Annotated in this window: 21 protein-coding genes, 1 tRNA gene and 1 pseudogene; 4 read left to right on the top strand and 19 right to left on the bottom strand. The window is 39.7% G+C overall.

Annotated features, from left to right (window positions below; translation table 11 throughout):
* Positions 1-2: 2 nt before the first annotated feature.
* Genes FRX57_RS05990 through FRX57_RS05975 form a run of 4 tightly spaced genes read right to left on the bottom strand, consistent with a single transcriptional unit; the run spans position 3 to position 2,637 of the window.
* On the bottom strand, positions 3-866 hold the full coding sequence (locus tag FRX57_RS05990) for an ABC transporter ATP-binding protein (protein WP_146567678.1): 864 nt from the start codon (positions 864-866) through the stop codon (positions 3-5).
* The gene (locus tag FRX57_RS05985; RefSeq protein WP_146567676.1) at positions 859-1,293 is read right to left on the bottom strand and encodes an Msa family membrane protein; all 435 of its coding nucleotides are present in this window, start codon (positions 1,291-1,293) and stop codon (positions 859-861) included. The genes FRX57_RS05990 and FRX57_RS05985 overlap by 8 nt, the downstream gene beginning before the upstream one ends.
* 8 nt (positions 1,294-1,301) lie before the next feature.
* Positions 1,302-1,880 (bottom strand): CPBP family intramembrane glutamic endopeptidase, encoded by a 579-nt coding sequence (locus tag FRX57_RS05980; RefSeq protein WP_246100967.1) that lies wholly within the window; start codon positions 1,878-1,880, stop codon positions 1,302-1,304.
* A 10-nt stretch (positions 1,881-1,890) separates the two neighbouring features.
* Positions 1,891-2,637 carry an amino acid transporter gene (locus FRX57_RS05975; RefSeq protein ID WP_146567673.1) on the bottom strand — a complete coding sequence of 249 codons (747 nt, stop codon included), beginning with the start codon at positions 2,635-2,637 and terminating at the stop codon, positions 1,891-1,893.
* A gap of 620 nt (positions 2,638-3,257) precedes the next feature.
* Here FRX57_RS05975 and FRX57_RS05970 point away from each other — a divergent pair.
* Both FRX57_RS05970 and FRX57_RS07820 read left to right on the top strand, forming a co-directional pair.
* Positions 3,258-4,133, top strand: a complete 876-nt coding sequence (locus FRX57_RS05970) for an ATP-binding cassette domain-containing protein (protein WP_146567671.1) — start codon at positions 3,258-3,260, stop codon at positions 4,131-4,133.
* 97 nt (positions 4,134-4,230) lie between these two features.
* On the top strand, positions 4,231-4,365 hold the full coding sequence (locus tag FRX57_RS07820) for a hypothetical protein (protein WP_281287372.1): 135 nt from the start codon (positions 4,231-4,233) through the stop codon (positions 4,363-4,365).
* Positions 4,366-4,405: 40 nt separating this feature from the next.
* On the opposite strand, the gene FRX57_RS05965 is transcribed toward FRX57_RS07820, so the two are convergent.
* The 3 genes and pseudogenes from FRX57_RS05965 to FRX57_RS05955 form a co-directional block, all read right to left on the bottom strand.
* Positions 4,406-5,704: a GHKL domain-containing protein gene (locus tag FRX57_RS05965; protein ID WP_246100965.1), complete on the bottom strand. Its 1,299-nt coding sequence runs from the start codon at positions 5,702-5,704 to the stop codon at positions 4,406-4,408.
* A 31-nt stretch (positions 5,705-5,735) separates the two neighbouring features.
* Positions 5,736-6,472 (bottom strand): annotated as a pseudogene (locus FRX57_RS05960) (response regulator transcription factor).
* Positions 6,473-6,489: 17 nt separating this feature from the next.
* Entirely contained in the window at positions 6,490-6,822 is a 333-nt protein-coding gene (locus FRX57_RS05955; protein WP_146567669.1) for a LytTR family DNA-binding domain-containing protein, read from the bottom strand.
* 193 nt (positions 6,823-7,015) lie between these two features.
* Between FRX57_RS05955 and FRX57_RS05950 the strand changes: the two genes are divergently transcribed.
* On the top strand, positions 7,016-7,393 hold the full coding sequence (locus tag FRX57_RS05950; protein ID WP_146567667.1) for a hypothetical protein: 378 nt from the start codon (positions 7,016-7,018) through the stop codon (positions 7,391-7,393).
* 413 nt (positions 7,394-7,806) lie between these two features.
* Here FRX57_RS05950 and spx read toward each other — a convergent pair whose 3' ends face one another.
* From spx to mutS, 7 genes are all read right to left on the bottom strand, one after another.
* Complete coding sequence (spx, locus tag FRX57_RS05935; RefSeq protein WP_146567663.1) at positions 7,807-8,205, bottom strand: transcriptional regulator Spx; 399 nt, start codon at positions 8,203-8,205, stop codon at positions 7,807-7,809.
* Between the two features lie 84 nt (positions 8,206-8,289).
* Complete coding sequence (gene recA / locus FRX57_RS05930) at positions 8,290-9,498, bottom strand: recombinase RecA (RefSeq protein ID WP_146567661.1); 1,209 nt, start codon at positions 9,496-9,498, stop codon at positions 8,290-8,292.
* A gap of 44 nt (positions 9,499-9,542) precedes the next feature.
* Positions 9,543-10,784: a competence/damage-inducible protein A gene (locus FRX57_RS05925; protein ID WP_146567659.1), complete on the bottom strand. Its 1,242-nt coding sequence runs from the start codon at positions 10,782-10,784 to the stop codon at positions 9,543-9,545.
* A gap of 34 nt (positions 10,785-10,818) precedes the next feature.
* Complete coding sequence (locus tag FRX57_RS05920; protein ID WP_146567657.1) at positions 10,819-11,373, bottom strand: DNA-3-methyladenine glycosylase I; 555 nt, start codon at positions 11,371-11,373, stop codon at positions 10,819-10,821.
* A gap of 10 nt (positions 11,374-11,383) precedes the next feature.
* Positions 11,384-11,968 (bottom strand): Holliday junction branch migration protein RuvA, encoded by a 585-nt coding sequence (ruvA, locus tag FRX57_RS05915; RefSeq protein ID WP_146567655.1) that lies wholly within the window; start codon positions 11,966-11,968, stop codon positions 11,384-11,386.
* 17 nt (positions 11,969-11,985) lie between these two features.
* The gene (mutL, locus tag FRX57_RS05910) at positions 11,986-13,938 is read right to left on the bottom strand and encodes a DNA mismatch repair endonuclease MutL (RefSeq protein ID WP_146567653.1); all 1,953 of its coding nucleotides are present in this window, start codon (positions 13,936-13,938) and stop codon (positions 11,986-11,988) included.
* A gap of 93 nt (positions 13,939-14,031) precedes the next feature.
* Positions 14,032-16,575 (bottom strand): DNA mismatch repair protein MutS, encoded by a 2,544-nt coding sequence (gene mutS, locus FRX57_RS05905; protein WP_146567650.1) that lies wholly within the window; start codon positions 16,573-16,575, stop codon positions 14,032-14,034.
* A gap of 205 nt (positions 16,576-16,780) precedes the next feature.
* Between mutS and argS the strand changes: the two genes are divergently transcribed.
* Positions 16,781-18,472, top strand: coding sequence for an arginine--tRNA ligase (gene argS / locus FRX57_RS05900; protein ID WP_146567648.1), 1,692 nt, complete (start codon positions 16,781-16,783; stop codon positions 18,470-18,472).
* Between the two features lie 92 nt (positions 18,473-18,564).
* Here the strand turns inward: argS and FRX57_RS05895 are convergent, their stop codons facing one another.
* From FRX57_RS05895 to FRX57_RS05875, 5 genes are all read right to left on the bottom strand, one after another.
* Entirely contained in the window at positions 18,565-19,446 is an 882-nt protein-coding gene (locus FRX57_RS05895) for a YitT family protein (RefSeq protein ID WP_146567646.1), read from the bottom strand.
* 11 nt (positions 19,447-19,457) lie between these two features.
* Complete coding sequence (locus tag FRX57_RS05890) at positions 19,458-20,402, bottom strand: YitT family protein (RefSeq protein ID WP_146567644.1); 945 nt, start codon at positions 20,400-20,402, stop codon at positions 19,458-19,460.
* Positions 20,395-22,143: an aspartate--tRNA ligase gene (gene aspS, locus FRX57_RS05885; RefSeq protein WP_146567642.1), complete on the bottom strand. Its 1,749-nt coding sequence runs from the start codon at positions 22,141-22,143 to the stop codon at positions 20,395-20,397. The genes FRX57_RS05890 and aspS overlap by 8 nt, the downstream gene beginning before the upstream one ends.
* An 85-nt stretch (positions 22,144-22,228) precedes the next feature.
* Positions 22,229-23,527 (bottom strand): histidine--tRNA ligase, encoded by a 1,299-nt coding sequence (gene hisS / locus FRX57_RS05880; protein WP_146567640.1) that lies wholly within the window; start codon positions 23,525-23,527, stop codon positions 22,229-22,231.
* Positions 23,528-23,627: 100 nt separating this feature from the next.
* A tRNA-Pro gene (locus tag FRX57_RS05875) sits at positions 23,628-23,701 on the bottom strand.
* Positions 23,702-23,750 lie beyond the last annotated feature (49 nt).

Genomic DNA, 23,750 nt, shown 5'->3' with positions numbered 1-23,750 from the left:
ACTTATCCCTTCATAAAGACATCCTTCAGGTGATTTTCTTTAATCTCGATGGATTCAATTAAATTATTGGATGCCAAAACTGTAAACAAAGTATTTAAGGTATTTTTATCTGCTCCAGTTGAAATTTCTAAAACATTGCCTGTCACAGTGACAACATCTGATTGATAGCTGTCATAATTTCCTTCTGAGGCAAGGTGCACCAGGATACTTGGATTCTCATGACCATCAAACTCATCGGCCAACTGACCACCTTCGATATAAACATAACGACTACACAAAGCTTCTAGCTCTCCTAGTTGGTGACTGGAAATCAACATCGAAATTTGTCGCTCACTGGACCATTTTTTCAAAATATCAATTAATTTTTGAACCCCAATTGGATCAAGACCAACAAACGGTTCATCTAAAATAAGAAAATCCGGTTCCGCTACCATAGCAATAGCCAAAGCAGTACGTTGCTTCATCCCAAAAGAGAAGCCCTTAGGTTTACGATTCCGTGCTTTCCATAATTCGACTAATTTTAGGGTGGGCTCAATATTATCATATAACGCTTGCTTACCATACAATTTAAGATAAAATTTTAAGTTATCAATAACTGACATTTCCGGATAAAATACGGGGTCAATCATGATACCAAAATCTTCCAAAACATTATCACGACTATTAATATCAATGCCCTTATAGGTAATAACCCCTGTCGTTGGCTTTAATGATTTTGCCATCATCTTCATTAACGTTGACTTTCCCGCACCATTTTTACCAATTAGGCCAACAATCTCACCTTTTTTAATCTCCATTGATACATCATGAAGTGAGTAGAAATCATTCCCCACAAATTTCTTTGATAGATTTTCAATTTTAAGCATACTGTTTTCCTCTTTGTTTTTTGTCTTTTTTGGTTGATAAGTAATAAGCTGTCAATGAAATACCGAAATACACTAACACCATAAAAATAATTTGACTAGGATCAAACCCATTGGCTTCAATTTCTACTGTTAGATTTTGATTAGAAACGGTATTATGATTAACAAAAGCTTGCCAAGATCCCGACTTTTCTGTTACCCACGACAAGGCTGCATAAAACAAGGTAGAAAACAAAGGTAAGATCAAACTCAAACTTAGTTTTTCTGTCTTATTTTTTCTCAAAGTAATACCTAAAACATTCAATAATGGTGGTAATAAATAAATTAAGGCTAAGTAAAGAACTACAGACATTGAACTCAAAAACTGATTGCCTAGCAGGGTTAACCCAAAATAAATTGCAGCATACATAACAAGTGTTACTAGCATCATAAATCTCCTTAGAAACCAAATTTAATCACGGTTAAATTATATAACCAATGAGAAGCGATTGCATATTGTAATCCAAATCTTTGTGATAGGTAAGAGAACAATAGTGCAAGAGGGAAACGTAATAATAGATTATCTACAACATCATAATTCAAATGTAGAACAAGAGCAAATAGTAGGGAATTAATAACTATTGATTGCCATTTGGTCATGCTGTGGCGTAAAATATTATAGACTAAATACCGAAACAAGAATTCTTCACTAGTTGCAATAATCAACTGATTAAAGGATTCTCCTGTCTTAAAGAAAAGCAAGTCTGCTAGGAAAAGAGATACTGCTAAAAGAATCATTGATTTGATATTGAATGATGTCTCTACTGACTCAGAAAGGAGGGACTTCTTCTTTGTTATCAGATAAGGTAGAAGAATAAAACCTATAGGCATTGATAATGCTATTGTGTACAAATAAGCATTAGGTCCCATGGTTGTCCCATTCATGAATAGAACCGCCAAGCCAAAATTATAACTAATAGAGGCTATCATGATCAATCCAATAACAATCATCAGCCTTTCAAACTTAACTGTTTTCATAGACAGTCTCCTAAAATTCAATATTCTCAAAACGATGCTTAGCTAAAAGATAGGTCACGCTGAGATAAGCCAACGACAATCCTAAAATAGAAAATAGACTAACCAAAAATGTATTTTCATCTCGAAGGTCTAAATAGCCATTTGGAAAAACGTATTTCATAAAACTTAGCATTGGTGCAATCATTGCTAATAGCGTTAAAAGAACTCCTGACAATACGGCTACTAGCGTCTTATACTTAATAGACACCAAAGAAACTACATAGATGGTGATTGTATTTAACAAGACCGTGGATAGAACACTTAAGATGCCTTGTTCAACACTCAGAAGATCTTTCGGAAAAAGACTCGGATTTAGTTGCCATTTAGGCACTACTAAACCGTAATAAGCCCAGACACTAGCTAACAGTGACAGGATAAAATATCCGATATAAACTAAACATAAACTCTTCAGTTTAAGATTAAAGATATCTTTTCGTTTAATATCTTTATAGAGAAATATAATCCCTGTATCAATCTCATCCCTAAAAACCGAGCTGACAATAAATCCCATAATCAGAGTTGGAATAATTAGCTTATACTGTGTGTCCAGAGCACCAGACATAAATGATAAGAGACTTGAAGTAAAATCGGATTTACTCATTGTTTCAAAATCCTGATTCCCCATTAAAAAGGGGGGTAGTAATGGTAAGATTGAAAAACACATCAGTAGAGCCACGTCTCGTCTCTTTATAGTTGATGTAAAAATTGCTGAAAACATATATAACTTCTTTATCAATAGTATGATACATATAACAGTTAATAAGTAAAAATAACGTATTCCTACTTACAGACTTCCTTTACCGTAACGAGCTGTTACACTAACTTTACCTACTTTAATTGTGTTACGTTTAATGGTGCGTTTTACTGCTTTTGACATTACTTTTCCTCCTCTATGATTATCCTCTATAATAATTATCGACTCTACCTAAGCTCTACTGACTTTTCAAAAACTTTATTAATTATTTCTAATTAATAAAACCAGTTCGATCTTTTTTAGATTTTAAAAAATCATCTGGTAAAGTCCAAATCGACACTCTATTATCAACCTTATTTTGAATCATTTATAAATTGTTCCTTTCATTAATCTATTTTTGACTTGGTCTAGCTTACCACGTCCTTACACCAATTAGTATATCGTAAGCTCTCCAAAATAAATAACCACTCTAATGAATGGTTTATTTTTTATAACGAATAGCAACTTACTTCCCATTTACTTCATTACAACAATCACTTAAACAGACTGTCCAACTAGTTTTAAATTCCTTAATATTATATTTTGGTGCCAAGTTAGTCATTACACAAGAACTATCTATTGGCCAATTAATCACCTATACTACCTTGCTTACTTATTTTATTATTCCTTTAGAAAATATTATTAACTTACAAACAAAACTACAAGCTGCTAAAATAGCTAATAATCGACTAAATGAGATCTATCTTGTAAAATCTGAATATGACGAATTAGCACATCAAATACCTGAAATGATATCTCCCGGAATACTTGAAATCCGAGATTTAACCTATCAATACGGATTTAACTCTCCTACGTTAGAGCATCTCAATCTCTCTATTTCCCCTGGAGAAAAAGTATGCTTTGTTGGAACAAGTGGCTCTGGTAAGTCAACACTCGCCAAACTTATTGTCAGATTTTTTGAACCAACTTCAGGAGATATTTCTATTAATGGAATAAGAATTTTAGATATTGATAAAAAAACTCTCCGAAAATATATCAACTATCTACCTCAGCAACCATATCTCTTTAATGGTTCAATACTGGATAATCTAACACTAGGAGCAACAAATGTATCAAAAACAAAAATCACGGAAGCCTGCCAAACAGCAGAGATCCTATCTGATATTCTAAATATGCCGCGGCAATTTCAAACGGAGCTAACAACCGACAGTGGTATACTCTCTGGAGGCCAAAGACAGCGGCTAGCACTCGCTAGAGCCTTACTAACTGATTCACAGATTCTTATTTTAGATGAGTCTACTAGCAACCTTGATTTACTAACTGAACAGAAAATCATTAATAATCTATTAAAAATGAACGATAAAACAATTATTTTTATTGCACATAGACTAGCGATAGCTGAGCATTCTGATACCATTTTTGTTTTAGACAAAGGAAAAATTAAAGAACAAGGATCCCACCTTGAACTACTTCAAAAGCGTGGTATTTATTACCAGATGCTAAATACTAAAATATCATAACTTACCATTCATTACATATTTGTAAAAGACACTTCCTTTTATTATATACTTACTACATAAACAACAAGTAATCAGTAATTAAAGGAGATTAAACAATATGACATCCTCAATTAAAGATTTCGGTAAAAACTTCCAAACACTTAATGTAACACAACTAAAATCAGTTATTGGTGGTAATGGCGGATTAGTTCAACCAATGGCTATTGATAAACGTAAGAAAAAATTCGGTTAATAATTAAATACCAGCTCGAATAAAGCTGGTATTACTATCTTTACGACTCAAAGACTAGTTCTTGTCTGAATATATAATTATCACTATATGTCTTTAAGTAAACTTTTGAATTATATGATAATATCTCTTTTACATTAGACAAACCAATTCCTCTATTTTTCCCTTTCGATGAATTTCCATAATTGAAAATAGATTTAGTGTTTATTTTTTCTTCCCTAGTTGAATTTTCAATAATCATTATTTTAGTGGCATCTTCTCTAAAATATACAAAAGAAAGATAGGGAACTTCTGCATTAACTGAAGCTTCCAGAGCATTATCTAAAAAAATAGAAACTATCTTTAACACGTCAATTAACTCTAAACTATTAGGAATATCAATAGGTTCTTCAACTTCTACAGATAGATTAATTCCTTTATTTTGTGCTTCAATCATTTTAACAGAAACTAATGATTTTAAAGCATCATTATCTAAATTTGATAAGTTACCTATATCATACTGACTACTTTGAAATCGTTTATCAGAATCTCTAAATACACTATTATAAATTTTCTCAATACCAACAATATCTTTATTTTGTATAGCTTGATTCAAACTAGATAATAAGTTGGTATAATCATGACGAAATCCTCTGATTTCTTTATATAATCCTTCAATATGATTATTATAGATACTCAATGAAGTAATTTGTTCATCTTTCATTTTTTGAATTTCATCATTAATATTTTTCTTAGCAACATAACTAATATATAAAAGAAATCCTAAAAAAATAGGAAGATAAATAAATAATATCAATCTACGATAATAAATATCATCTAAATTTGTTATAATCCAACCTTCATTCTCTAAACTAGGTAAACCAGTTAAAATATATTCTAGAATATAATAAACAGCAAGAGTAATATTGAAAATATTTATTACTCTTGATAAGTTATTGCTTCGTACTCCTATTTTAAAACTATTAACATCAAACTGAACTAATTTTAAGAAGATAAAATAAAACGGTAATGTTAAAATAGTCGGAATCCAATCTGACCATGCATGCGAAATAATCTCATCATAAGACAGCCGTGAAATAAACTGAAAGTATATTGAAGAAATTCTACTAAACAAATCATCTACAACCAAACTAAAAAAACAATAGAAGAGATATTGCGTCCAGTTCCAGTTTTCTTTGTTTTTTATGATATATACAATAATAGGAAGAAATAATATCTCCCCCCAAAATATAAAATCATAATTCCAATATTCAATTAATGTCAGGAACAAAGGAATTAGTACCAAAATATATGATTTAAATTTGTAGCGACTAACTTGTTGAAAAATAATTAACTTTATCAACCAACTAAAAAAATCCCTTCATATTCTAGCGTCATTTTTTATTTACCTTTTCAAGCAATCCTTTGAGCTTCAATCTTGAAACAAAGCAGGATTCATCGTTTTCAAAATAAACAATATGATTTGCTTTATCAATACGAATCACATTCTCTGGATTAACAACATAAGCCCTATGACTTTGATAAAGCCGCTTATCTGATTTAGCAATATCTGAGACTTTACCATAAAATTCCATATGCCCTTTTTTAGTTGTCAAAATGACCTTATGAATCGTGGATGAAGTCTCGAAATATAAAATATCTGAAAAAGGAACTTGAACCTGAGAATGTTGTGACTTAAAACTAAAAGAATCTTCTCCTATTGTCCTATCGATATGACTTGTAGCATGAATCAAAACAGATGATATCGCTTCTTGATAGTCATTATCAGCCATCCCCTTGTCAATAAAATCAAGTACTGATACTCGGTATCTATAAGTTACTGGCATAAATTCGGAGTGAGTTGTCACAAATACAATAACGGCACTAGGGTCCTTTTCACGAATGTCACGTGCAATCTCCATACCTTTCTTTTCCTCGCCTTTAATTTCAATATCAAGGAAAAAAAGTTGATGATTGCCTGTCTCCTTAATAGCCTCTAACAACTGTTGGGGCTTCCCAAACACCTCTAAATATCGATACTTCAGATTATTATCAGCCACACTTTTCTTTATCGCTGTCTCAATACGAGTTTGCTGAAAAAATCATCTTCTAACACGAAAATATTTAGTATTTATTACCCTCTATTTTCTATAAACTTTTCCATTCATTTAAAACTCCAATAAAATTCCGCCGAGAACATTCTATTGAATTAATCTTACTATTATCAAACAAAACTTGTCTAGTTTCCATATCAATAGCTTTGACACGTCTAAGATTTACTAAATATTTGCGATGACAACATTTAAAAGTTAATCCTAATCTCAGTTCAAAATCTTTTAGTTTACCATAAGCCTCATAAACATCACCATCAGTTACAAACCTTAAAACTCTTGGCCGTTTTGGATTTGTCCCAATATATAAAATATCTGCAAATTGAATTTTAAATACCAAATTATCTTTCTTAACAAGAATATAATCCATAATTTCCTCCTTGTTACAACTAATCTAATCATAACAAAAAGAATCTATCAAAAATATAATATATCATTAATGGTATTTATTTTATAATAAACGGTAAAATACTACCAACCATTATAAAAATACTTCTATTAATGACAAACTCCTTCATTAACTCATCGCTCATGATAAAATTAATCACGGGAGGTATAAAATAATGATTTACATAATTCAACCCTTTAGATACAAACACCCTCTAGCAAAAATTATTAGACAATTTCTTAAAGAAAGATACCCTAAAACAAAACTTAAAATTAAACGAAATTACAATAGTTTAAAAACTAACTTAACTAATACCTATTTTATCATAAATGACCCTAATCTAAAATCTTGGGATGGTCTGAAAATTTCTAAAGAAATTAGAAACAAAGAACCTAAAGCACTATTAATACTAGCTTCAACAACAGTAGATTATACTCAATTCTTTAGAAGTCATATAGGATTTTTAGGAGTTATCAATCTCCAAAATACTAATAAATCTGAAATTGAAAATTACCTAGAGGATAGCATCAAACTAACATCAATAGACACCTAAAGGTGTTTTTTTCCCTAAAAATACCATATTTATCCCTATAACGTCTAAACGTTCTAGCATTGATTCCGACCAATTTTTCAACATCTTTATCTGAATGGCCAGCCATAAATAACTCAAAGGCATGCTGCAACTTGGGATCATTCCATAAGAGCTTTCTCTCCACGTATTTTTGAGGTAGTCTTAAGAAGACGATACCAAGGCTCATCAATCTGATTTTGACCTTCTATTCCAGTCAAAACGAGAAAGTTTGTTTTTTGTGTCCCCTAAATCATCTTGCTGCATGGACCAACTAAACCATTCAGCAAACATATAGGTATTATTTTGTTCATTATAACACACCCCAATCGTTTTTTCCTTAATCTTAACTCAAAAAAACAAGGAGGTTGAATACCAACACCCCTTGTTTTCCTATATTATAAAGCTGCACGTAATCGTGCTTCTGCATTCTCAACATTGCGAATAGAACGTGGCAAGAAAGCTCTAATATCGTCTTCCTTATAGCCAACCTGCAAGCGTTTCTCATCAATCAAAATAGGACTTTTGAGAATGCGAGGATTTTCTTGAATAATATCAATGACTTGACTGACACTTAAATCATCTAAGTTACAATCAAGTGCCTTGGCATAACGATTTTTAGATGAAACAATGCTCTCAACACCACTTTCCGTTTTCTTTAAAATGGTTAAAATTTCTTCTTTTGTGAGGGGCTCTTTTGCTAAATTCTGCTCCTTATAAGGAAGCTTGTGAGCATTTAGCCAAGTCTTAGCCTTCTTACAACTAGTACAGCTTGAAATGGTATAAATCTTAATCATATCCAACTCTCACTTTCTATATCAAGGTGCTGATAACATTATAACATAATTTTGTCAAATAGAAAGTCGGTCTTGAGGCCGATTTTATTCTTCAATGTCAATCGTCTCATCTAAATCGAGAACCAAATCATCCAAAACTAGCTCTTCTTCCTCTTGTTCGGGCTCTTCCTTGGTTGGCTTCTTAGCCTTTGATTTACTCGCTTTTTTCTCTTCTTGTTCTTGGACAAGCTCTGCAGTATCAGCAACTGTCATGCCATAATGCTCACGCACCTTACGGTCAATTTCTTCAAAAATCTCAGGGTTATCAAGCAGGTATTTCTTGGCATTTTCTGAGCCCTGACCAATCTTGGCATCATTGTAAGAATACCAAGCTCCCGATTTTTTGATGATGTCTAGGTCAGTGGCAATCTTAACTAGCTCACCAGTTTTAGAAATCCCTTCACCATACATGATTTCTACCATAGCTTCCTTAAATGGCGGAGCAATTTTATTTTTAACCACCTTAATCTTGGTTTCACGACCTAAAATCACCCCTTTTTGGTCACCTGTTCCCTCTACCTTGTTAGCTGTTCCCCGAACATCCAAACGGACAGAGGCATAAAATTTCAAGGCACGACCACCTGGCGTAGTCTCTGGACTACCAAACATGACACCAATCTTTTCACGCAGTTGATTGATAAAGATAGCAATGGTCTTGGTTTTATTAATTGAAGCTGATAGTTTACGCATGGCCTGACTCATCATCCGAGCCTGCAAACCAACCGTACTATCACCTATTTCCCCATCAATTTCCGTACGAGGAACCAAGGCCGCAACCGAATCCACAACAATCAAATCAACCGCACCTGACTCAATCAGCTTCCCAGCAATTTCCAAGCCCTGTTCACCAGAATCCGGCTGGGACAAGAGCAATTCATCGATATTAACTCCCAGAGCTTGGGCATAGGCTGGGTCTAGGGCATGTTCTGCATCAATGAAGGCTGCAATCCCGCCATTTTTTTGAGCCTCAGCTACCGCATGCAGGGCAACTGTGGTTTTACCTGAGCTTTCTGGGCCATAAATTTCAACAATGCGTCCCTTGGGATAACCACCTGCACCTAGGGCAATATCCAGGGCCAAACTACCTGAACTCATGACCTGAACCTTTTGCTCGGCACGTTCACCTAGCCGCATAATGGCCCCCTTACCATGGTCCTTTTCAATCAGTTTGAGGGCATCGTTAAGGGCTTTTTCACGTTCTTCACCAAATTTTTTGGTGATGTCTTCTAATTTTTTCGTTTTTTTCTTAGCCACAATTTTCTCCTTTTACTCTTTCATCTTTACAATTTTAACAAATTTTAGGGGCTTAATAAAGTTCGACGCACTAGGTCCAGGGCATGAAGAACCGCAATTTGGCGGATATCCTGACGACTTCGCTTGCCAATGTCAACCTGATAAGACCTCGTTTGCTGGGCGTTAGCAATCCCTATGTAGACACGACCTAGCGGCTGGCCTTCCAGAGAATCTGGACCAGCGACACCAGTCAGGGATACCCCTAAGCTTGTTCCCAACTTGAGCCTTGCCTGCTCTGCCATTTTCTCGGCTGTAAAAGCACTAACAACCCCATGTTCTTCTAGATCTTGCAAGGGAATCTCCAAAAGATTGGCCTTGGCTGCCATGCTGTAAGCCACAAATCCTCCGACCAGGTAGCTTGAAGCTCCGGAAAATTGGGCCAAACTGGACTGAAAGAGGCCTGCTGTCAAACTTTCCGCTGCCGCCAGCGTCTGCTCTCTGGTTTTTAGCAAATCTGCAACCTCCTTGGCTAAAGAATGATCCTCACCATACCCATAAAAATAATCAGCCAACCGCTCACGTGATAAAATTAACTGTTCAAGAGCATCTAATTTAGCTTGAGCTAGGCTTTCATCACTAGCCTTGGTTGACAGGCGTAAGGTGACTTCGCCAGTTTTAGCATAGGGAGCCAAGGTAGGATCGGTCTGCTGCTTAATCACATCATCCAAGATGGTCACTAAACGACTTTCCCCAATCCCAAAAAATCGAAGAACTCGTGAGTAGAGTCTACCTTGAGGTGACAGACGGGGTAGAAGTTCCTCCTGCACCATGGCTTTCAATTCACTGGGTGGCCCAGGTAAGACCACATAGGTAACCTGATTAACCGTCAGCATGCCGCCAACGGCTAAACCGTTTGGGTTGGCTAGGGCTTGACTGCCTGCTACTAGCTGGGCCTGACGGTCATTATTTGGCGTGCGAGAGCTTGCTGGTCGCTGAGCAAAAAAATTGTCTAGTTTCTGACTGGCCTGTGGGTCAGTTACCAAATCCCTAGCTAAAAATTGCGCCAGGGTTTGCTTGGTCAGGTCATCATCAGTCGGTCCCAAACCGCCACACAAGACAACGAGATCGCTGCGGCCACTAGCAATCTCCAACACCGACAAGAGACGTTCATGGTTGTCTCCTACTGCCGTTTGAAAATAAACATCAATGCCTAATTCAGCCAATTTCTCAGATAAAAATTGGGCATTGGTATTCAAAATTTGACCGGTTAAAATCTCTGTTCCGACAGCGATAATTTCTGCTTTCATCAGCCACCTCACTTATTTATTCGTACTTTGATGCTCAAAAATGGTAATCACAACTAAGTTCATGATCATTTACCAAGCCTGCAGCCTGCATAAAGGAATAGAGGGTTACTGGACCCAAAAACTTAAAGCCTCGTTTTTTCAAATCTTTGGCAAGAGCCTGTGACAAGACTGTTTGGTTAGGAACTTGTTTGTAGTCACTGACCTGATTATCCAAGGGGTGGTGATTGACAAATCCCCAAAGGTAGTGACTAAAACTCCCCTCTTCCTCTTGCAAAACCTGCATCGCCTTGGCGTTATTAATGGTGGCTGCTAATTTTAGTCGGTGACGAATCAGAGCTGGATTTTGTAACAACTTCTCCAAATCCGCCGCTGTCATCTGAGCCACTCGACCAATATCATAGTTGTAAAATGCCTGCCTAAAAGCTGGGCGTTTTTTCAGAACAGTTAGCCATGACAGCCCTGACTGGTAACTTTCCAAGCAAAGCAGTTCAAAAAGGGCCTGATCATCCGTCAAGGGACGTCCCCACTCCTCATCGTGGTACTGACAATAGAGGGCATTATCCTCTGGCACCCAAGAGCAACGTGTCATCCTAGTCTCCTCACTTCATCAACATCTTCAAGCTGGATTTAATATAATTTTCTGTCGTGTCATTGGTATTATCAAAGAAGGCACGAATTTTTTTCAATTCACTGGCCTTGTAACCCAGAGCTAACAGAGCCTCCATGGCCTCATCCAAGGCTGGATTGCCGGCCACTTGACTCGTTACCTTAACATCAGTTTCTGCAGGAACAAACTTGCCAGCCAAGTCTAAAATCATCTGTTGGGCAGTCTTTTTACCAATTTTAGGAAATTTAGTCAGGTAAGTAATATTGTTCTCATCAATGGCCCGAATCAGCCCCTCATTGTCATCGGCAGCAATGATAGCTAGGGCTGTTGTCGGTCCAATACCAGACACTGAAATCAAATTCAAAAAGACTTCTTTTTCAGCCTCGGTCTGAAAACCATAGAGGAGTTGAGCGTCTTCTCGCACCACCTGATGGAGATACATCTGCACCGCCTGATTGACCTGATCGGAGAAACGATAGGGATTAGCCACATGGACCATGTAACCTAGGCCTCCTGTTTCTACCACGATATATTTGGCAGTGATTTTTGTCAACTGACCCTTGATATAGTCGTACATCTAGCTGCTTCTCCTCCTTAATATTTTCCTAGTTCACGTAAACTAGTGTGATTTTCTTGAATGCGACGGAACATTTTCTCCATGTCTGATTTGGAAAAATTAACCAAAACTGGACGCCCATGCGGGCAGTTATAAGGATTTTGGCACTGGGATAGTTGCACTAGCAAATCTCTGGCCGAATAGTCGTCCAAGGCATGATTGGCCTTGATACTTCGTTTACAACTCATCATAATGGCTAGCTCTGCCCGATATTTTTTAATCGAGACCTCGTTGGTTAACAAGAGCATGTCACACATTTCATAAACGCCTGACTCGATTTCCTCTTCCTTAAACCAGATGGGGTGTTCCCGCAAGATAAAAGTATTTTCCCCATAAGGCTCCAGCTCAATTCCCACTTGATTGAGCAGGGGCATTTTTTCCTGCAAGGCCATAAAATCTGACCGCGAAAATTCAAACAAGTAAGGGATTAATAACTGCTGTAAACTACTGTCAACGTCGCCAATCTTGTCACGGTAATACTCATACTTGACCCGTTCCTGGGCAGCATGCTGGTCTATGATGTAAAGTCCCCCTTGACCTTGGGCAAAGAGGTAGGTCCCATGCATCTGACCAAAATAGTCTAATTCGGGGAAGGTTGACGTTTGTTCTTTTTCCAAGCGGCTCAACAGGCGCTGGAGACTTGATTTATTGGATAAATCTAACTCAGTATGTTCACTAGGTTCAGTTGTCCTTTCTTGGCGGTTGGCATACTTGACAGCTGGTTGCGCTGGGCTGGCTGCTATTTTGACAGGCTCGTCAAGGGTGTCAACGTCCTGTAAACCTACTTTTTCGTTGATTTCACTGCTTGTTTTGACAAGAAAATCTTGTCGGTTCGTATCGTAGTAAAGTTGATGAGAGCGTAGCGGTAAACTGGTCTGAACCGCCTTATGTTGGCTTCGTGTGCTAGATCTCGCCAAATTTTCCAAGGCATCTGGAATCAATTCTTGTTCTTTTAGGGCTTGGCTAATCGCCTTGGTCACCAACTTCATCAAGTCGCCTTCCTTAGACAAACGCACCTCTTGCTTGGTGGGATGGACATTGACATCAGCCAAGTAGGGATCCAACTGAATGTCAATGACAGCGATAGGAAAGCGTCCAACCATGAGTTTAGAACCATAGCCCTCCAAAATAGCCCGATTTAGCAGGAAATTTTTGACATAGCGACCGTTGATTAAAAGAGTCAGATAATTCCGGTTGGCTCGGGTTAATTCGGGAAGGCTGACATAGCCTGATACCTCAAAATCAAAATCCGAAGCCTCAATGGCAATCATCTTGCGAGCCGTATTTAACCCATAAATCCCTGCAATCGCCTGACGGAGGTCACCATTTCCGGCCGTCTGCATCAGTTGCTTGCCTTCATTGATTAGAGTAAAGGAGATTTCTGGATGAGCTAAACTAAGCCGATTGACCACATCAACAATATGGCCTAGCTCCCCTTGCAGACTCTTCATGTATTTTAAACGAGCTGGTGTATTAAAAAACAAATCTTCTACAATAATCTTAGTTCCCTTTGGGGTGCTAATCGCTTCTTGTTTATCAACCTTACCCGCAGTAGCAAAAAGATAACTACCATGACTTGCTTCTTCACTAGCTGTCTTAATACTTAGACGGCTGATTGAGGCAATAGAAGGCAAAGCTTCTCCTCGAAACCCTAGCGTTCTAATCCGAAATAAGTCTGCCTGATTCTTTATTTTACTGGTTGCGTGTCGGCGCAGACTTAAAAGCGCTTCTTCAGCTGACATGCCTTCGCCATCATCTGTAATCTGAATCTTTTTTAAACCAGCTTCTTCAATCTCAATGGTAATCTGTTGACTACCCGCATCAATGGCATTTTCTACCAATTCTTTAACCACGCTGGCAGGGCGTTCAACCACTTCACCGGCAGCAATTTGATTGGCAAGAACTTCTGGTAATTCAATAATTTTTGACATCTTTGCGCTCCTTATTTAAGGACTATTATAACACAAATCAGGACAGGCACCTTAAATAAAGTAAGGACTGGAGAAGTCCCAGTCCTTTACAAGCTAGTTCTGATGAGAGGCTAATTGCTTTAATTCGTGCAAAATAGGTAAGGCCTCCAAGGGGGTTAGGTTTAAAATATCAAGTTCTCGTAAACGGTTGACAATCTCATCTTGAACACCATCTTGAAATAAATCCAACTGCTGAACAATTTCTTCTTGTGCAACTGTTGACTGACCTTGGTCCCTCATTCTGGCAGAATGGGTTTCAAGATTGGTTAAAATCAATTGAGCCCGCTCTAAGAGAAGAGGCGGTAAGCCAGCAATTTTGGCAACATGAATCCCATAAGATTTATCCGCTGGGCCCTCGGTAATCTTATGCAAGAATGTGACCTCTTCATTTTCCTCCAAAATGGCAACATGGACATTAACAAGATGGGGCAATCTCTCCGACAAGTCGGTCAATTCATGGTAGTGGGTAGCAAACAGGGTCTTTGCCCCTACGTGATCATGAATATGTTCAATAATTGACTGAGCAAGGGCCATCCCATCATAGGTGGCCGTGCCACGTCCCAGCTCATCAAAAAGAATGAGAGACTGTGGGCTAGCGCACTGGATAGCCTGATTAGCTTCCATCATCTCTACCATAAAAGTTGATTGGCCTGAAATTAAATCATCAGCCGCTCCAATTCGGGTAAAAATGGCATCGAAAATAGGCAAATTGGCTGACTCTGCCGAAACATAAGAACCTATTTGAGCCATGATAGCAGTCAGGGCTAGCTGACGCATATAAGTTGATTTACCGCTCATATTAGGGCCTGTAATCAGCTGAATATCCGTGGTCTGATCAAAATAAATACTATTAGGAATGTATTCCTTGACCCCCATCACCCGCTCTACCACAGCATGGCGTCCCTCTTTAATGGCGATGACTCGCTCTTGGTTAAATTCCGGTCTGACATAGTGATTTTTTTCCGCCACAACAGCTAAGGCCTGCAAAACATCAACAGTTGCCAATTGCTTGGCTAACTTTTGTAACCGTTGAATATATCGTTCAACTTGGCCACGAACCCTCATAAAAATATCATATTCTAGGCTACTTGATTTTTCACGCGCCTCTAGCATGTCACCCTCTATCTTAGCTAGTTCTGCTGTCCCAAATCGCTCTGAATTTTTTAGGGTAGCCTTACGGAAAAAATAATCCGGAACCGCATTCAAATGAGCATTAGTCACATGAAAATAATAACCATCTTTACGATTATAGTCAATTTTGAGATTACTAATTCCCGTTGCCTGACGTTCTCTGGCCTCCATTTCAGCAATCCAGCCCGAACCTTCTCGCATGACCTTTCGATAACCATCCAACTGCTCATCAAAACCAGGTTTGATAATGTTCCCTTCCGTTAAAACAGCTGGAGCATCTGGGGAAATGGCTGCAAAAATTAAACTTTCCAACTCGGGCAAAGTATCCATCTGACTAACCAAGGAGGCCAGACTGGGGCTAGCAAAACTCTCTAAAATGGCCTTAATGACAGGAACCTGGGTCAAGGTCTGACCTAATTGTAGGAGATCTTTGGGATTGGCCTTACCAAACGAGACCTTGCTGGCCAAACGCTCAATGTCATAAACCCCTTTGAAACTCTCGGTCAAGTCATGACGTTCAAAAAAACGCTCCAAGAAAACATGAATAATATCTTGACGTTCTTTAATTTCCCGCGGACTAATCAAGGGGTGGTTAATCCATGCACGCAGGAGACGTGTCCCCATAGCCGTTTTTGTCTCGTCCAAAAGCCAAAATAAACTCCCATGTTTCTTACCGGTCCTAGCATTTTCTAACAAATCCAAGCTGGCCTTGGTCGCATAAGACATTTGCAAGAAATCTTTAACCTCATAATGGACCAAGGGTTGTAGGTGAGACAATTCGCGTAATTGGGTTTGATGGACATAATGCAGAAGCTTGCTGGCTACCCTAAGTTCAATAGCTGGTAAGTCAACAGCTAACAAGTCACTCTCTTGACTTTCCTGATCCACAGATAAGAGTAAGTTGAGTTGCTTGGTCAAAATGGTGCTTTCTTCCTCGGTTAATTCATAACCAACCACTACTTCACGAGCACGAAGATTAATCATCTCACCACACAAAAGAGAAAAATCTTTGAGGTGGGTGACATAAAACTCACCTGTCGAAACATCCATATAAGCCAGTCCATATAGGCCTTGATGATAATCTATGGCCACTAAAAAATTATTACCCTGTTCCAGATTGGTGGCTGTCCCTGGTGTGATGATTTGCACAACCTCACGTTTGACTACCCCAATAGCCTTCTTCGGAGCTTCCATCTGTTCAGCAATAGCTACCTTATAACCTAATTCCACCAAGGTATCAATATACTGCTGGGCAGAATGATGGGGAACCCCGGCCATTGGAATTGGATTTTCCGCTGAACGGTTGCGGCTTGTCAAACTGATTTCTAGAAGCTGAGCCGCCTTAACTGCATCCTCATAAAATAACTCATAAAAATCCCCCATTCGGAACAACAAAAAGGCATCTGGATACTGAGCCTTCAAATCTAAATATTGCTGCATGCCTGGTGAAATTTTTTCCTGACTCATGTCTTGCTCCCTCACTTTCTGGTCTGGTTAACTAGCAAAAAAGGCAACATTTCCCTTGCCCAATCTCCTGTTCTCTTCCCTTTTTTCTCTATCAATAGTTTATTATACCTTATTTCAAGGAAAAATGTTAGATTTTCCTTTCTCCTCGTCTATTTCGTCAAAATATGATAAAATATAGTGATACTATCATGATTAGGAGAATAAGATGAGCAATAAACAATTCGTTGCCCAAGAAATTGCTAAGGTGCTACCCGACCTTGATGCAGCAAGCATTGTCAAGCTCTTGGAACAACCCAAGCATGCTGATATGGGTGATTTAGCCTTTCCCACCTTTACCCTAGCTAAAACCCTACGCAAGGCCCCTCAAGCCATCGCCAGTGAATTGGTTGATCAACTGGACAAAAGTGCTTTTGAAAAAGTGGAAGCTGTCGGCCCCTACCTCAACTTCTTCTTTGACAAGGCAGGGACATCTGGTCAGGTCTTGAAGCAAGTGCTGAGTGCTGGTCCTTCTTATGGTCAACAAGACCTTGGACAAGGCAAAAACATCGTCATTGACATGTCTAGCCCCAATATTGCCAAACCATTTTCAATCGGCCATCTGCGGTCAACCGTTATCGGTGACAGCCTGTCCAACATCTTCCAAAAAATCGGCTACCAAACGGTCAAAGTCAACCACCTAGGTGACTGGGGCAAACAATTTGGTCTGCTCATTGTGGCCTATAAACTCTGGGGAGATAAGGCAGCTGTCGAAGCCAATCCCATCTCAGAACTGCTCAAACTCTACGTTCGCATCAATGAAGAAGTCACCGACCACCCTGAATACGATGAAGAAGCTCGGGCTTGGTTCTTGAAATTAGAAAATGGTGATGAAGAAGCTACCGCCCTCTGGCAATGGTTCCGTGACGAAAGTTTGGTTGAATTTAACCGGATTTACAAGGAACTGGACGTGACCTTTGACAGTTTTAATGGTGAAGCCTTCTACAATGATAAGATGGACGAAATCATTGACCTATTGACAGAAAAAGACCTCTTGACTGAATCAAAGGGTGCCCAAGTAGTCAATCTGGAGAAATATGGCATTGAACATCCTGCCCTCATCAAAAAATCTGACGGGGCTACCCTCTACATCACGCGTGACTTGGCGGCTGCCCTCTACCGCAAACGCAATTATGATTTTGCCAAAGCAGTCTATGTGGTTGGTCAAGAACAGTCTGCCCACTTCAAACAATTAAAGGCTGTCCTAGCTGAAATGGACTATGACTGGCATGACGACGTGGTCCATGTTGCCATGGGCTTGGTCACTAAAAATGGTCAAAAACTATCAACGCGTAAGGGCAATGTGATTTTACTTGAACCAACCATTCAAGAGGCCATCAGCCGAGCCCTAACACAAATTGAAAGTAAAAACCCTAACCTTGCCAACAAGGAAGAGGTTGCCCATGCTGTTGGTGTCGGAGCCATTAAATTCTATGACCTCAAGTCTGATCGTCTCAATGGTTATGATTTTGACCTCGACACCATGGTTTCCTTTGAAGGAGAAACTGGACCTTACGTTCAGTACGCTCATGCTCGGATTCAGTCTATTTTGAGAAAAGCAGACTTCACCCCTGATGCAGCTGGAAACTATCAACTAGCTGACGCTGATAGCTGGGAAATTATCAAATTGCTGCAAGATTTCCCACGCCATATCCAACGTGCCGCTGAACTCTACGAACCATCCATTATAGCTAAATTCGCCATTAACTTGGCTCAGCATTTTAACCGCTACTATGCCCATGTCCGTATCCTTGAGGACAATGCAGAGCGTCCTAGCCGCCTAGCCCTCTGTGCAGCGACAGCAACTGTTCTCAAAGAAGCCCTTGGTCTCCTTGGCGTTGAAGCCCCTGATGAGATGTAATATCGTAGATTTAATTGAGAGCCCTGTTCTTAGCTAAATTAACTTTACCTTTACCGATAAACAAAAATAAAGCTAGGGAAATTTCCCTAGCTTTATTGCATATCCTTACCATAATTCTTTCGGCGGATATTGAAATCCGAACTGATGACTTCATCGACATTGATAACAGAAACAAAGGCATCGGTGTCAATACTAGCGACAATACGCTTCACATCCAAAACCTCACTTGGATTTAAAACAATGTATAGCACCTTGTGGTCTTGGCCAGAATAGGCTCCCTGACCGTTGAGATAGGTCACCCCACGATTGATGTCCTGCAAGATGGTTTGGGCAATTTTCTCTGACTCTTTGCTAATGATAATCATTCCGCGAATCATATAACCCCCATTTTGCACCACTGTCAAAATCTGAGTAAACACAAAGCTGGCAATCAAGGTGTACATCATCTGACGAATATCAATATAGGTCAGCGAAGCCAACAGGACCAAAATATCAATAACCAGCAAGGTCTGACCAATCTGACGACCCGTCTTGGCCTCAACTACCTGACCAATAATATCAGTTCCCCCAGTCGTTGCCCCATAACGAAAGACTAGACCAGCACCAACACCCGCAAAAATCCCAGCCAAAAGGGCAATAATCAGGGTATCTCCTTGTAAATCAATCGTTAGAGGAACCTCTTGCCAAAGCCCAATGAAGACAGACAACATAACCGTACCATAAATGGTTAATAATAAGGAACGTTTACCAAAAGTCCTTGCTCCTAAAATGAAGAGAGGGAGGTTGATAAAGAAGGTACTGTAGGCAGGATTAATCTTGAATAAAGCATCTAAAATTAAGGTAATCCCTGCCACCCCTCCTTCTGCTAGGTGGTTGGCCATGTTAAATTTCACAAAGCCAAAGGCATAAATAGCCACTCCAATCGTAATAAAAACAAGATTTTTTACCTTCAGTTGTGATTCATAATGACTCATCTCAGCTCCTTTTAATGATCATCATCGACAAAGCGGCCAATAATCCGGACATCCTCTGCTACCGAAACAAAGGCCGCTGGGTCTGTCTTTTTCATCCAATATTTAAACTCAGCAAACTCAGCTCGTGTAATAACCGTCAGCAAGACAGATTTTTGCTCACGATTATAGGTCCCTTCAGCATTATTGATACAGGTCACCCCACGATGGAGTTTTTTATGAACCATACCAATGACTTTGTCAGCATGACTAGTGATAATCAAGGCCTGCATTTTTTTCTGCTTGGTAAAAACAGCATCCGTCACCCGCCCTGAGACAAAGATAGAAAGCATGGAGTAAAGAACATATTTCCAACCAAAAAGGAGACCAGCAAAAATCATGATGACAACATTGATAGCCATGGTAATACTGCCCACCTCATGTCCTGTTTTTTTACGAACATAGAGGCTGATAATATCGGTCCCTCCACCAGACACATTATTTCTGAGATTGTAACCAACCCCTAAGCCCATGATGAGCCCTCCAAAGACGGCATTGATAATTGGGTCCTGGGTGATGGTTACTACTGGAATCAACTCAATAAAGAGGGAACCGATAGTAACCGTAATAAAGGTGAAGATGGTAAATTTATGACCTATATATTTCCAAGCCAGTATAAATAGGGGGATATTCATCAGGTAGTAAATGACCGCAATCGAGAGGCCAAAGCCTAATACTCGCTCACTCAAGGTTGACAAAATCTGCGAGAGCCCCGTCAAACCACTGGCGTAGATATTTCCCGGCTGAAAGAAACAGTTGACCGCAATACTGGACAAAAGGGCATAGATAAGGGAGGCAGAAATCTTTTCTGCATATTTTTCCCTGGAAATGCTCTTGAGCACACGCAGAAAACCATGTTTCTTGGCCCAGCGTTTAATGACAAATTTTATTTTTTTCCGAACGGTTGTCTTTTTAATCATGACTTTCTACTCGAAGGGCTAACTCTTTAAGTTGATGATCGGCCACCTGACTAGGGGCCTGCGTCATTGGGTCAGTCGCCTTATTATTTTTTGGAAAGGCAATCACTTCACGGATATTCTGCTCACCCGCCAACAGCATGACAAAACGGTCCAATCCAATAGCCAAACCACCATGTGGTGGGAAACCATAATCCATGGCCTCGAGCAAGAAACCAAATTGTTCCGTCATTTCTTGAGCTGAGAAACCAAGAGCAGCAAACATACGCTCCTGCATGGCCTTTTGGTTAATCCGCAAACTACCGCCGCCCAGTTCATAACCATTTAGAACAATGTCATAGGCCACTGCACGCACCTTAGTCAAGTCGCCCTCTAACTCTGCAGCAGTTTCTGCCGTTGGCAAGGTAAAGGGATGGTGGGCACTGGTGTAACGTCCCTCTTCTTCTGACCATTCAAACATTGGCCAATCAACAATCCAAAGGAAGTTGAAGAGTGACTCATCAATCAATCCTTGCTCTTTTGCAATCCGTGTCCGTAGGCCGCCCAAGCTGGCATTGGCAACAGCCAAACTATCTGCCACAAACAAAACCAGGTCATTATCTTCCAAGCCTAAATCAGCCACCAACTGTTCAGCAATAGCTGGCAAAAACTTAGCAATCGGTCCTGTCAACTCACCAGCAACCAACTTGACCCAAGCTAGGCCCTTAGCTCCTAATTGTTTAGCTTGTTCGGTCAGCTTATCAATATCCTTGCGTGAGTAAGCATCAGCCTTATCCTTAACAACAATTGCCTTAACTGCCTCTGCTTCTGCAAAAACCTTGAAATCAGCCTGCTTGGCCAAATCGGTCAAATCCTGCAAGAGCATGTCAAAACGTGTGTCAGGCTTATCAGACCCATAAAGGTTCATGGCGTGGTCATAGGCCATGCGAGGGAAAGGCAAGCTAACATCAATGCCTTTAGTTTCCTTCATCACCTTGGCAATCATGCCCTCAACCAAATCCTGAATCTCCACTTCTGACAAGAAAGAGGTCTCCAAATCCACCTGAGTAAATTCTGGCTGACGGTCACCCCGTAAATCCTCATCACGGAAACATTTAACAATCTGATAATAACGGTCAAAACCGGCATTCATTAACAATTGCTTGGTGATTTGTGGGCTTTGCGGCAAGGCATAAAATTGACCTTGATTAACCCGACTAGGTACCAAGTAATCTCTGGCCCCTTCTGGCGTTGACTTGGTCAAAATTGGCGTCTCCACATCAATAAAGTCCGACTCATCCAAATAGCGACGCATGATCTGTGTTACCTTAGCCCGCAATTTGAGGTTGGCCAGCATTTCCGGACGTCGCAAATCCAAATAGCGATAACGTAAACGCGTATCATCACTAACCTCAACACCGTCCTTAATCTCGAAAGGTGTGGTCTGAGCGGTATTGAGAATGGTTAGGGCGGTCACCTGCATCTCAACCTGACCAGTTGTCAGGTCAGGATTAGCTTGCTCACGAGCCACTACCTGACCAGTTACCTCAATCACATATTCATTACGTAGCTTTTCCACCTCAGCCAATAGCTCCGCAGACACGGTCTCAGGATTGATGACCAACTGCATCAAACCTTCACGGTCACGAAGATCAATAAAAATAAGACCACCTAAGTTACGACGACGACCCACCCATCCTGTTAGGGTCAATTCTTTTCCAATATGATTTTCTCGCACACGACCAGCGTAGATTGAACGTTTCATCACTATTCTCCGTTAAAAAATATTTGTTTCTATTGTACCATAAAGACCGAGAAACTCCCACCTATTTGGAGGAAGTTTCTGCATTTTATTTACTGGCTGATGTAGCTTGACTTGCCATGACTTGAGCAAAATTGGTCATCAAATCAGCCAAACTTAGGCTAATTTCTGCTCGAGTCTGATTATTTTTCAGACTAATCTGACCTGTATCAATCTCATTGTCACCTAAGGTCACTAGATAACTGGCCTTGAAGTTGTCAGCTGATTTGAATTGGGCTTTTAACTTGCGGTTAAGGTAGTCCCGTTCAGCAGAAAAACCTTGTTGGCGGACAGCCTGAACCAGCTCCAAGGCTTTGCTATTAACCTGAGGATTATCCCCTAAAACTGCCACATAAAGGTCAAGCGGCTCCTCAACTGGCAGATTAATACCTAATTTTTCCAAAACCAAAAGGAGACGCTCAACCCCTAAACCGAAACCAAACCCAGGCGTTTCTGGACCACCAAAATAATCAACCAACTTATCATAACGCCCCCCTGCACAAATGGTCAAATCATTACCGTCAAGCTGGGTGATAAATTCAAAAATCGTATGATTATAGTAGTCCAAACCACGAACCATCTTGGTATCAATCACATAATCAATTCCCAAAAGGGTCAACATGTCACAAACACTGGTAAAATAAGCCTGACTTTCAGCATCTAGGTAATCCAAAATGGATGGTGCTTGGGCAACAATCTCGCGGTCTTCCTTTTCCTTACTATCAAGAACCCGCAAAGGATTTTCTTCCAGACGTCGTTGGCTATCTTTGGACAATTGTTCCTTATAAGGGAGAAGATAGTCAATCAAGGCCTGACGATAGGCTTTCCGGCTATCCGCAGTTCCCAAAGTATTGAGGTGTAGCTTGACTTGTTCAATCCCTAATTCCTTAAAGAAGTGTGCCGCCATGGCAATTGTTTCCACATCCGTTGCAGGATTTGACGAGCCAAAACATTCCACCCCAATCTGATGGAATTCCCGTAAACGCCCCGCTTGCGGTCGCTCATAACGAAACATTGAGCCCATGTAAAAAAGCTTCACCGGCTTTTGTACCTCTGGGGCAAAGAGTTTATTTTCAACATAAGACCTTACAACAGGAGCAGTCCCTTCCGGACGTAAGGTAATGTGCCGCTCTCCCTTGTCGTAAAAATCATACATTTCTTTGGTCACAATATCTGATGTGTCACCAACAGAACGACTAATCACCTCATAATGTTCAAACATGGGAGTACGAATTTCACCATAGTGATATTGAGAAAAAAGCTGGCGAGCCTTTTCTTCAACGTAATGCCACCTAGCTGCTTCCTTAGGTAAAATATCCTGTGTTCCCTTTGGTTTTTGTAATTTCATCTTATTTTCCCCTAAATTTAGTAGTCTCTTCATTCTATCATATTATTTAACTAAAGAAAACATAAAAAGATGGTCTTTCGACCATCTCTTATATCTTCAATCGGGAAGACAGGATTCGAACCTGCGACCCCTTGGTCCCAAACCAAGTACTCTACCAAGCTGAGCTACTTCCCGATAATTGATGATGCACCCTAGAGGAGTCGAACCTCTAACCGCCTGATTC

Origin of the sequence: Streptococcus cuniculipharyngis, from assembly GCF_007859195.1 — a bacterium.
Taxonomy (GTDB): Bacteria; Bacillota; Bacilli; order Lactobacillales; family Streptococcaceae; genus Streptococcus; species Streptococcus cuniculipharyngis.
The sequence above is the reverse complement of the archived record's forward strand: the minus strand, read 5'-3'. Positions and strand labels throughout refer to the sequence as shown.